The organism is Delftia sp. SD018 (assembly GCF_017355445.1).
Taxonomy (GTDB): Bacteria; Pseudomonadota; Gammaproteobacteria; order Burkholderiales; family Burkholderiaceae_C; genus Comamonas; species Comamonas acidovorans.
In genome coordinates this window covers 107,119-117,663 of record NZ_JADDRN010000021.1, presented here as the reverse complement: position 1 = coordinate 117,663, position 10,545 = coordinate 107,119, and the positions used below count along the sequence as shown (strand labels likewise).

At 68.3% G+C, this 10,545-nt stretch carries 11 protein-coding genes and 1 pseudogene; 9 read left to right on the top strand and 3 right to left on the bottom strand.

Features of this window, described 5'->3' with window-relative positions; all coding sequences use genetic code 11:
• The 3 genes and pseudogenes from INR38_RS20380 to INR38_RS20370 form a co-directional block, all read right to left on the bottom strand.
• A pseudogene (locus INR38_RS20380) lies at nt 1-206 on the bottom strand (phospholipase); the annotation flags it as partial.
• Nucleotides 207-294: 88 nt separating this feature from the next.
• Nucleotides 295-783, bottom strand: a complete 489-nt coding sequence (locus INR38_RS20375; RefSeq protein ID WP_207444383.1) for a hypothetical protein — start codon at nt 781-783, stop codon at nt 295-297.
• Between the two features lie 17 nt (nt 784-800).
• Nucleotides 801-2,870 carry a UvrD-helicase domain-containing protein gene (locus tag INR38_RS20370; RefSeq protein WP_043780446.1) on the bottom strand — a complete coding sequence of 690 codons (2,070 nt, stop codon included), beginning with the start codon at nt 2,868-2,870 and terminating at the stop codon, nt 801-803.
• Between the two features lie 281 nt (nt 2,871-3,151).
• On the opposite strand from INR38_RS20370, the gene INR38_RS20365 reads away from it, so the two are divergent.
• The 9 genes from INR38_RS20365 (at nt 3,152) to INR38_RS20325 (ending at nt 10,403) form a co-directional block, all read left to right on the top strand.
• The gene (locus INR38_RS20365; RefSeq protein ID WP_043824313.1) at nt 3,152-3,898 is read left to right on the top strand and encodes a hypothetical protein; all 747 of its coding nucleotides are present in this window, start codon (nt 3,152-3,154) and stop codon (nt 3,896-3,898) included.
• Entirely contained in the window at nt 3,895-4,458 is a 564-nt protein-coding gene (locus tag INR38_RS20360; protein WP_043824315.1) for a GTPase, read from the top strand. Before INR38_RS20365 ends, INR38_RS20360 begins: the two co-directional genes overlap by 4 nt.
• The gene (locus tag INR38_RS20355; RefSeq protein WP_012202489.1) at nt 4,455-4,856 is read left to right on the top strand and encodes a roadblock/LC7 domain-containing protein; all 402 of its coding nucleotides are present in this window, start codon (nt 4,455-4,457) and stop codon (nt 4,854-4,856) included. The genes INR38_RS20360 and INR38_RS20355 overlap by 4 nt, the downstream gene beginning before the upstream one ends.
• A gap of 98 nt (nt 4,857-4,954) precedes the next feature.
• Entirely contained in the window at nt 4,955-5,314 is a 360-nt protein-coding gene (locus INR38_RS20350) for a hypothetical protein (protein ID WP_012202490.1), read from the top strand.
• A gap of 128 nt (nt 5,315-5,442) precedes the next feature.
• Nucleotides 5,443-6,393, top strand: coding sequence for an AEC family transporter (locus INR38_RS20345; protein WP_012202491.1), 951 nt, complete (start codon nt 5,443-5,445; stop codon nt 6,391-6,393).
• 101 nt (nt 6,394-6,494) lie between these two features.
• Nucleotides 6,495-8,114: a glycosyltransferase family 39 protein gene (locus INR38_RS20340; protein WP_207444384.1), complete on the top strand. Its 1,620-nt coding sequence runs from the start codon at nt 6,495-6,497 to the stop codon at nt 8,112-8,114.
• The gene (locus INR38_RS20335) at nt 8,111-9,115 is read left to right on the top strand and encodes a glycosyltransferase family 2 protein (protein ID WP_012202493.1); all 1,005 of its coding nucleotides are present in this window, start codon (nt 8,111-8,113) and stop codon (nt 9,113-9,115) included. The genes INR38_RS20340 and INR38_RS20335 overlap by 4 nt, the downstream gene beginning before the upstream one ends.
• A gap of 2 nt (nt 9,116-9,117) precedes the next feature.
• Nucleotides 9,118-9,540, top strand: coding sequence for a GtrA family protein (locus tag INR38_RS20330; protein ID WP_012202494.1), 423 nt, complete (start codon nt 9,118-9,120; stop codon nt 9,538-9,540).
• Nucleotides 9,537-10,403 carry a ChbG/HpnK family deacetylase gene (locus INR38_RS20325; protein WP_043824320.1) on the top strand — a complete coding sequence of 289 codons (867 nt, stop codon included), beginning with the start codon at nt 9,537-9,539 and terminating at the stop codon, nt 10,401-10,403. The genes INR38_RS20330 and INR38_RS20325 overlap by 4 nt, the downstream gene beginning before the upstream one ends.
• Nucleotides 10,404-10,545: the final 142 nt, after the last annotated feature.

Here is a 10,545-nt window from a genome sequence, read left to right as displayed (position 1 = left end):
CAGGTGTCGAAGCAGGCCAGGCGAGACTGGTTGTCCGTGGTGGCGGCGCACTGGCGCCAGGCGTCCTCGGACAGGGGGCGGGGCGCGCTCTGCGCCTGGGCGCCGAGCCAGGGCGTGGCGCCCAGTCCCATGGCCAGGGCCCACTGCAGGGGTGTCGGCGTGCGGCTTGGGCGCTTGCGGCGATCCAGGTGTGTAGGAGTCGTCATGGCTTGGGTCCGGTGATGGAAGGAGCGAAGAGTAAGGGGTAATGCGTGAAGAGGGGGCAGGGGGCTCGTGTGCAGGCTCGGGGGCCGGTCACGGCGCGAGCTTGCGCAGCACGAAGGGCCGGGGCGCCGCATCGTCGCTTTCGATGAAGTTGCCGCGGATCTCGCGGGCGCAGCTGCCTTCGACGACATCGCCCAGCCAGGTGGCGGTGATGCGCTTGCCGTCGGCGCTTTCTTCCAGCGTGATGTGGTCATCGGCCACGTCGCCGACCATGGGGCGGGTGTCTGTGCCGCGCGCAATCGTGCCCTTGACGTTGCCCTTCCACTGGGGGTGCGGCCCCAACTGCAGGCGCACGGGCTGGGACTGGCCTTCGACGGTTCCCGTCCATTCGCCCTGCAGCTGGCTGTCCTTCATCTCCTCGTCGCCGGGGCATGGGGCGTGTGGCAGGGCGGTGGCAGCGCGGGCGGCCTTGGGCGCGGCCTGGAGGGTGGGCCGGGTGGTGGTCTGCAGGTCCGTGCTGGAGCAGGCGGTGGTCACGGCCACCAGCGCCAGGCTGAGAACGGGGCGGTAAAAACGCATGCGGTGTCTTTCTGGAATCAGGAGTCGGCGGGCGTGGACTGCTGCGCCTTGAGGGCGAACTCTGCGCGCAGCTGGCGCAGCTTCTCGCGCGGGTCCTCGCGCGAGGTGGCGGCGTCCAGGCCCATTTCCTTGATGAAGCGGCTGGGCAGGGTGGAGACCATCTCGCGCCCCTTCTTGCGGCGCTTGGTCCAGCTCACGGCCAGCGAGCGCCGGGCGCGCGTGATGCCCACGTACATGAGGCGGCGCTCTTCCTGCAGGCGCTGGGCGGTTTCGTCGCTGACCTTCTGCTGGCGGCCGTTGTCGTCGTCGAGCTTGAAGGGCAGCATGCCCTCGGTCACGCCCACCAGCATCACATGCGGCCATTCCAGGCCCTTGGAGGCATGCAGGGTGGACAGGATGACCATGTCCTGCTCCTTCTCGCGCTCGCTGATGGTGGACAGCAGGGCGATGTTGCGTGCCACTTCCAGCAGGCTCTTGACCTCGGTGTGCGTGGTCGTGCCCGCCGCGTCCTCGATCTGGCCGCCGGCGCGCTGGGCCATCCAGTCGCAGAACTCCAGCACGTTGCTCCAGCGCGCGGCGGCGACCGATTCGCTGTCCTCGCTGTCGTAGAGGTACTGCTCGTAGCCGATCTCCTTGAGCCAGTCGAGCATGAAGCCGCGCGACTGCTCGGCGCCCAGCGTGTGGCGGGCGCGGTATTCGAGGTCGTTGATGTAGCGGCCGAACTCCAGCAGGCTGTCATGCGCCTTCTTGGGCAGGGCCGCTTCCAGCATGTGCGCGAACAGGGCGCCGAACATGCTGAGCTTGTGCTGCGAGGAAAACTCGCCCAGCTTGCCCAGCGTGGTGTGGCCTATGCCGCGCCTGGGCGTGCCGATGGCGCGCAGGAAGGCGGGGTCGTCGTCGTTGTTGATCCACAGCCGGAACCAGGCGCACAGGTCCTTGATCTCGGCGCGGTCGAAGAAGCTGGTGCCGCCCGAGACCTTGTAGGGAATGCTGGCCTTGCGCAAGGCCTTCTCGAAGGGCTTGGCCTGGTGGTTTGCTCGGTAGAGGATGGCGAAATCCTTCCAGTCCGGCGGCGGGTTGCTGGCCGCGCGCAGGCTCTGGATGCGGGCGACGGCGCGCTCGGCCTCGTGCTCCTCGGTGTCGCAGTCCACGATGCGCACGGGCTCGCCCTCGCCCAGCTCCGAGAACAGCGTCTTCGGATAGAGCTTGGGGTTGGGCTGGATGACGTTGTTGGCCGCGCGCAGGATGGCCGAGGTGGAGCGGTAGTTCTGCTCCAGCTTGATCACCTTGAGCTGCGGGAACTCCACCGGCAGCTTCTTGAGGTTGTCCAGCGTGGCGCCGCGCCAGCCGTAGATGCTCTGGTCGTCGTCGCCCACGGCGGTGAAGTGGGCGCGGCTGCCCACCAGCATCTTGAGCAGCTCGTACTGCGTGGCGTTGGTGTCCTGGTATTCGTCCACCAGCACATGGCCCAGCAGGCGCTGCCATTTCTCGCGCACCTCGATGTGGTTCTTGAGCAGGCGCATGGGCATGCCGATCAGGTCGTCGAAATCCACGCTCTGGTAGGCGGTCAGGCGCTCTTCGTAGCGCTGCATGATCAGCGCCGTGCTGCGCTCGTTGTCGTCCTGGGCCATGGCCAGGGCCTTGCGGCTGTCCCAGCCGGCGTTCTTCCAGTTGCTGATGGTCCACTGCCACTGGCGCGCCGTGGCCAGGTCGGTGGTGCCGCCCGAGCAGTCCTTGAGGATGCCCGTCACGTCGTCGGCGTCCAGGATGCTGAACTGGGGCTTGAGGCCCAGCACATGGCCGTCCTCGCGCACCATGCGCACGCCCAGGGCGTGGAAGGTGCACACCAGCACGTCCTTGGCCTGGCGGCCGATGAGGCCGGCCGCGCGCTCGCGCATTTCGGCTGCGGCCTTGTTGGTGAAGGTGATGGCCGCGATGCGGCGCGGCGCCATGCCCATCTCGATCAGGCGCCCGATCTTGTGCGTGATCACGCGTGTCTTGCCCGAGCCCGCGCCGGCCAGAACCAGGCAGGGGCCTTCGGTGTAGTGGACGGCCTGGAGCTGGGCCAGATTGAGTCCTGCGGACATGGGTGCGTTGCGCGGGGAAAGGCGTGAAAGTGAGGGAAGCGGGAGCATACCGCTTCGGGGATCGTGGCCATCAGGCCAGGTGTAAGCACCCTTGGAATTCGGCGACAAATCTCGCGGCCACTCTGGTCCGCACTGTGGCGGCGTTGGTCTAAATAGAAAAGTTCACATTAAATCAAGTGAGTAATGTGTAAAAACTATCCAAAATATCAGTCTTCGCCGATGTTCTGTCACGGGCGAATCTGGTTTGTCCATTTCAGTTCCTATCCGGTGAGGTGTCAAAGATGGCTCGCACTACAGACGAGATCGGCCTGGCTGCCGAGCTGTGGTCTCCTCTGCTCAAGCAGCGTTTCGAGGCATTGTTCGCCGTGGCGTCCCGCAAGTCGCTGCGCGGCTGGCGGCAGGTGCCCCTGGTCAGCGCCCAGGTGCTGGTCGTCGATGGCAACATGCCCGCGCCCGAGGCTGCAGGGTGGATGCCCTGCGTGGTCTACGTGGGTGGAGTGCCCCAGGGACAGCACCTGGAGCGCACGCAGCAGCGACTGGCCACCTATCTGGACATGAATTTCACGCTGTCCGACCTGATCGACATGCTGGACCGGGCGGCCGTTTTCCTCATGGACTGGACGGTGCGCCAGCAGGTGGCGACGTCGCATACGCTGGCGCGGGCGCTGGACGATCTGCAGCAGCAGGGCGTGGACTGCCGCTACCGCTTCCAGCTCAAGGCCTGGGTGGCGCTGCCCGCGCCGTGGAACAACTCCGAATGCCTGCGTGCCCTGGCCATGCTGTGCCGTGGCCCCATGGAGGTGGCCCTGTTGTGCGAGCACAGCGGCATGCAGGCCCGCGCCGTGGCCGAACTGCTGCGCCATCCCCGGCTGCGCAGCCTGCTGGAGTGCAGCCTGCGGCCCGCGCGCGAAAACGATCTCCCGCCGCTGCGCGGCAGCCGCGCACAGGCGCCTGCCGCGGTGGCCGGGCTGCCGCGCCAGTGGGTGCAGAAGCTGGCCGGCTGGATCCGGCGCGGAGGAGTGGCATGAGCCTGTGGATGAACGCGCAGCCTGCTGCCGGGTTGGTACGGGTGAGCCTGGTGGGCCCCATGGGCATAGGCAAGACCACGGCCCTGCGCAGCCTGTGCGGCGCGTTGATGGCGGCGGCGGATGTGCCCAATCTGGACCGGGCCTCCCATTCCAAGGAGTTCACCACGGTGGGTGCCGAGTTCGGCGAGATCGACCTGGGCGGTGGAGAGCGGCTGCAGCTGGTGGGCAGCCCGGGGCAGGAACGCTTCGACTTCGTGCGCCGCTGGGTGCTCAATGCCTCGGTGGGCGTGCTGCTGATGGTGGATGTCTGCGACGCCAGCGCACCGGACTACGCGGCGCAGTGCCTGGCCGAGATCGCCTCTCTGGAATCCGGGCCGCTGGTGGTGGTGGTCAGTTGCCGTGATGCCAGCGAGCAACAGCAGGAAGCATTCAGCAGCGCCTTGGCGGACAGAGGTCACGGTATAGTGCCTGTCATCCAGGCGGACCCCCGTGACCGGCAGCAGTTGCTGGATGCGCTGGGGGTGCTCGTTTCCTTGCTTTCCTTGCAAAGTCAGGTATGAAGACACCAACGCTTCCCCGGATTCCTCCCTCTCTGATCGAAGCTGGCAGCGATGTGCTCCACCGCGTGGTGGCGCCCCTGGAGGGCGTGCACATCGCCTTGCTGTGCACGCCTGACGGCTTCGAGATCACCTCCCTGCGGGTCAGGAGCGAACTGCCGACGGAGCGCCTGTCGGCCATGGCGGGCTCGCTCATGGCCATGGCCAGGGCCGTGGCCACCGAGATAGGCCACAAGTCCTGCCGGCGGCTGACCTTCGAGACCGAGTTGGGCACCGTCCTCTTCCAGGCCGTGGCCGGCAACCAGCCGGCCATCCTGTGCATGGTGGTCGATCAAAGCGCCCTGCTGGGCCGCGCGCTGTGGGCGGCGGGCGAAGTGGCCTCCGAACTGTCCCGTTCCTGATCCGCGGCATCCGCTGCAGAAGTTTGGTTTTCTTCCCCCGAGGAGCGGGCGCGGTGGTCCATCGCACAGCCTGCCCTTGCTATTTGAAAAGGTGGCATATGGCTTCGATACATGATTCTCTGAACGGCCTGCTGGGCATCGATGGCGCCCTGTGCGCGGCCCTGGTGGACAGCACCAGCGGCATGCTCATGGGCAGCGTGGGCTCCGGCCTCGACATGGAGCTGGCCGCTGCCGGCAACACGGAGGTGGTGCGCGCCAAGCTCAAGACCATGCGCATGCTCAAGCTCGATGACGCCATTGACGACATCCTGATCACCCTGACGCACCAGTACCACATCATCCGGCCCGTGGCCGCCCATGAAGGCGTGTTCTTCTACCTGGTGCTGGACAAGAGCCGCTCCAATCTGGCGCTGGCCCGCCGCAAGGTGCAGGACGTCGAGAAGGACCTGGCGCTGTAAGCGCACGCGCTTGTTGCGCTTACGCCCGACCTGCCGGATGCGGATTCCGGCAGGTTTTTTTTCGCCCGGCGTCCGCGCGGTGACACGGGTGCGCGGCAGCGGCACCGGCTTGCTGCCAGAATCGCCGCGTGCTGTCCGTCCTGCTGATCACCTTTCCCTTCTTCGCGCTTGTGGCCTGCGGCTTTGCGGCTACCTGGCGTGGCGTGCTGCCGCAGGCGGCGATACCGGGGCTCAACGCCTTTGTGCTGTATTTCGCGCTGCCCTGCATGCTGTTCCGCTTTGGCGCGCAGACGCCGATTGCCCAGCTGCTGGATGTGGGCGTCTCTGTGGTCTACCTGCTGTGCGCGCTGCTGATGGTGGGCGCCACCGTGGCGCTGACCGTGCGGCGCGTGGGCTGGAACGATGCAGCCTTTGGCGCGCTGGTGGCGGCCTTTCCCAATACCGGATTCATGGGCGTGCCCATGCTGGTGGCGCTGCTGGGCGAGCGTGCGGCGGGCCCGGTCATCGTCACCATGGCCATCGACATGGTGGTGACCACCTCGCTGTGCATTGCGCTGTCGCGCCTGGGGCTGCCGGGCGGGCATGGCGTGTCCGTGGCGCTGCGCAGGGCGTTTGCCGGCATGGCCGCCAATCCCATGCCCTGGGCCATCGTGCTGGGTGGCGTGGCCTCGGCGGCAGGCTGGACGCTGCCCGGTCCCATCGACCGCACCGTGGCCATGCTGGCGGGCGCGGCATCGCCCGTGGCGCTGTTCACCATTGGCGCCGTGCTGGCGCGCTCGCAGATGAACAGCCACGAGCGCGTGGCCGCGCGCGACTACGTGCCCATTGCGCTGGCCAAGCTGCTGGTCCACCCGCTGCTGGTCTGGGCCGTGGCCCGCGCGGCCATGGCGCTGGGCCTGCCGCTCGGCGAAGAGGCCTTTGTGGCGCTGGTGCTGCTGGCCGCGCTGCCCAGCGCCAGCAATGTCTCGCTTCTGACTGAGCGCTTCGGGGCGCACGGCGGGCGCGTGGCCCGCATCATCCTGGTGTCCACGGTGTTGGCCTTCCTGAGCTTCTCGGGCGCCGTGGCGCTGATGACCTGAGCAGGCTCCGGGCACACCTGAGCGGCAGGCCCGGGCCGCACGGGCATGCTGGTGCTCACTACAATCCCGCCCATGTTTTTTCACCTCCTCGACGGGATCGCATGAAATCCTCCCCCTCTGCCCCGGCAGGCGTTCCCACGGGCGCGGCCCTGCTCTGGATGGTGACGCTGGCCTGCCTGCTCTGGGCCCTGGTGTCCTGGCTGGCCAATGGCAATCTGGACGGCTACCACGACATGCTGGAGAACTATGCCTGGGCCCAGCCGCTGCAGCTGGGCACGCACAAGCACCCGCCGTTCTTCGCCTGGGTGGTCGGCCTGTGGTTCATGGTGTTCCCGCAGAACGACGGCTTTTATCGCCTGCTGTCCTATGCCAACGTGGGCGTGGGCATCTGGGGCGTCTACGTGCTGGGCAGGCGCCTGGGGCTGGCGCGCCTGGCGCCGCTGGGCGCGGCCCTGTTGCTGTGGTGCTTTCCGTATACGACGCTGGCCGGCAAGTTCAACGCCAACAGCCAGCTGCTGTCCCTGTGGCCCTGGGCGGCGGCCCTGCTGCTGGCCAGCTGGCAGGAAAAGGGGGCGCGCGGCCTGGCCTTCAGCGTGGCGCTGGGCGTGGTCTCGGCCGCCTGCATGCTCAGCAAGTACTACAGCGGCGTGTTCCTGGCCGGTTTCCTGCTGCCCATCTTCCTGGTGCGTGAAGGGTGCCAGTGGCTGCTCACTCCTCGGCCCTACGTGGCGCTGGCAGCCTTTGGCCTGGCGCTGGCGCCGCATGTGGCCTGGATTGCCCACCACCAGTGGGTGACGCTGGGCTATGCCATGGACCAGGGCGGCGGGCAGGTGGTGTGGGGCTATGTGCTGCGCTTTGCGCTGGCGCCCATCTTCTACTGGCTGCCGGCCTGGCTGGCCGTGTGCCTGGTGTATGGCTTCATGCAGGCCCGCCAGCAAGGCGGCGGCTGGCTGCGCTGGAGTGCGCGTTTCCTGCGCCGCAGCTGGTGCTGGCAGGGGCGCGGCGACACGCTGTTCTGGCTGGCCCTCATGCCCTGGCTTGCGACGCTGGGCTTTGGCGCCACCGGCGTGGTGGAGCTGTCCACGCCCTGGGCCATTCCCATCGGCTATGCCTTCGTGCTGCTGTGGCTGCGCAACCTGGACGCCGAGGCGCCCGCCGTGACGCAGGCCGCCCTGGCCGCGCTGCGCCGCGCCTGGTGGCCTAGCCTGGCCGTGGTGCTGGTGATTGGCGTGGCCGCGGGTTGGGGCAATGCGCGCAAGAGCAGCTCCGACTACTACCGCCCCGCGGCCGATGCGGCGCAGGCCATCGTGCTGTCCTGGAACCAGCGCCACCCGCAGCAGCCGCTGCAGTGGGTGGGCGGCGACTGGGCGGAAAACGCCATGCTGTCTTTCTATGCCCAGCCGCATCTGCGCACCATTCCCGGCCTGCCCGACAGCGAATATGCGCGCGTGCTGGCGCTGCCGGACTGGCGCCAGCAGCCCGGGCTGCTGCTGTGCCCGCGCGGCCCGGTGGCCAGCGAGCCCGGCCCGACCGCGAAATCGCGCGACTGCGAGCAGCAGGCGCAGGCCTGGCTGGCGAAGCTGGGCCTGCCGCAGGAGGCGCGTGTGCTCACGGTGCAACGCTCGGGCTGGCGTTTTCCTCGGCCCAGTCCCTATGCCTATGCGGTTTTTGACGTGTTGCCGCGCGCGGGCAGCCAGCCCGCTGACAATGCTGGCCTATGACCGAATTGCATGCTGACATTGCTCCGGCCGCTCCCAAGGGGATGCTGCCGCGCCCCCCGCTGCGGCTGAGCTGCGTGGTGCCAGCCCACAATGAAGAGGGCAACCTGGAGGCGTTCCTGCGCGCCCTGGACGCGACGGTGCGCACGCTGACACCCGACTACGAGCTGATCGTCGTCAACGACGGCAGCCGTGACGCCACGCACGAGATCGCGCTGCGCATGGCCCAGGAACTGCCCGTGCGCTATCTGGCGCTGTCGCGCAACTTCGGCAAGGAGGCGGCGCTGTCGGCCGGCATAGACCATGCGCGCGGCAACGCCGTGGTGCTGATCGACGCCGACTTCCAGCATCCGCTGGAGATGCTGCCCCAGATGTGCGAGCTGTGGCAGTCCGGCTACGACATGGTCTATGGCGTGATCGCCGACCGGGGCGCCGAAAGCGGCGCCAAGCGCGTGGGCACCAACCTGTTCTACCGGCTCATGAATGCCGGCAACCTGGTGAAGATCCCGCCCAATGCCGGCGACTTCCGCTGGCTGGACCGCTGCGTGGCCGACGCGCTCAAGGCCCTGCCGGAGAGCCACCGCTTCATGAAGGGCCTGTACGCCTGGGTGGGCTTCAAGGCCGCGGCCCTGCCGTTCGTGCCGGCCGACCGCACGGCCGGGGCGTCCAGCTTCAATTTCCGGCGCCTGGGCTCGCTGGCCCTGCTGGGGCTGACCTCGTTCACCACCTTGCCGCTGCGCGTATGGAGCGTGGTGGGCGGGATCATCTCGCTGGCGGCCCTGCTCTACGGCCTGTGGATCACCATGGAGACGCTGATCTTCGGCAACCCGCTGGACGGCTGGCCCACGCTGGCGGCCAGCATCATGCTGTTCTCGGGCGTGCAGCTGATGTCCATCGGCATCCTGGGCGAGTACATCGGCCGGATCTATGACGAGGTCAAGCGCCGTCCCACCTACCTGCTGGCGCGCGACGAAGACCGCAGCCCGCTGGCGCCACGGGACTAGCCATGCACGACGTGATCGCACAGCTGCGCCGCCTGCCGCAGGCGCTGCAGTTCGTGCTGGTAGGGGGCTGCGCGGCCGCCACGCACCTGGCCGTGGTCGCCCTGCTGGTGCAACGGGTGGGCATGGCGCCGCTGCATGCCAACGTGCTGGCCTTTCTCGTGGCCTTCGTGGTCAGCTACAACGGCCATGCGCTGTTCACCTTCGTGCAGGCCGGGGCGCAAGGCTGGGCCGTGGCCGGCAAGTACTTCGCCGTGGCCTGCGCCTCCTTCGTGGCCAACGAGCTGCTGTACTGGGTGGCCCTGCACTGGCTGCACTGGCACTATTTCTGGAGCCTGGCCCTGGTGCTGGTGCTGGTGGCGGTGGGCACCTTCGTCTTCGCCAAGTTCTGGGCCTTTGCGGCCCCCGGCCGCAAGGAATCCTCATGAACACCGTACCTGCCAGAAACAACGGGGAGAAGGCCTCGGCCAGAACCGTCGTCCTGTGCGCCGACGACTATGCGCTGCACCCCCTGGTCGATGAAGCCGTGGAGCAGCTCACGCTGCAGGGCCGGCTGTCGGCCACCAGCTGCATGACCACCTCGCCGCACTGGAGGCAGGCCGCCAGGCGCCTGCCCGCGCTGCGCCCGCGCCTGTCGCTGGGCCTGCACTTCAACCTGACCGAAGGCCACGGCCTGCAGCCCGCCGCCGGCATCGGTGCCGTGATCGCGCGCGCCTATGCCGGCGCACTCGGCGGCGCCGCCATGCGCGACGCCTGGCGCCGCCAGCTCGACGCCTTCGAGGACGCGCTGGGCATGGCCCCCGACTTCATCGACGGCCACCAGCACGTGCACCAGCTCCCCGGCGTGCGCGCCGCGCTGGTGCAGGAATTGCGCCAGCGCTATGGCGACAACGCCGACGACCTGCCCTGGGTCCGCTCCACCACCCCGGCCGGCCAGCTCTGGCGCGACCCCAAGGCCGCCATCATCGCCCTGCTGGGCGGCTGGACCACCACCCGCCGCCTGCGCCGCCAGGGCGTGCCGCTCAACCACGGCTTCGGCGGCGTCTACGCCTTCGACCAGCCCACGCCCGAAGGCTATGGCCGCCACATGGCCCAATGGCTGGCCCAGCTGCAGCCCGGCAGCCTCATGATGTGCCACCCCGCCACCGCCCCCGTCCAGGGCGATGCCATAGGCGCCCAGCGCGCCGTGGAATACGCCTACCTGCGCTCCGACGCCTTCGCCCAGGCCCTGGAACAAGCGCACTGCCACATCGCCCAAGGCCCCCTCACCCCGCTGTTCACATCGAACTAGCCAGCGGCAATAGAAAAAGCCCCGCGAACGGGGCTTGGGACGAGGCTGCAAAAACCGGCGCGGCCCAAAGCGAGGGACACCGAGCAAGGGCCGCCCCGCAGCAAGGGTGTCGTCCCCCTCCCTTGCGAAGCAAGTAGAGAGG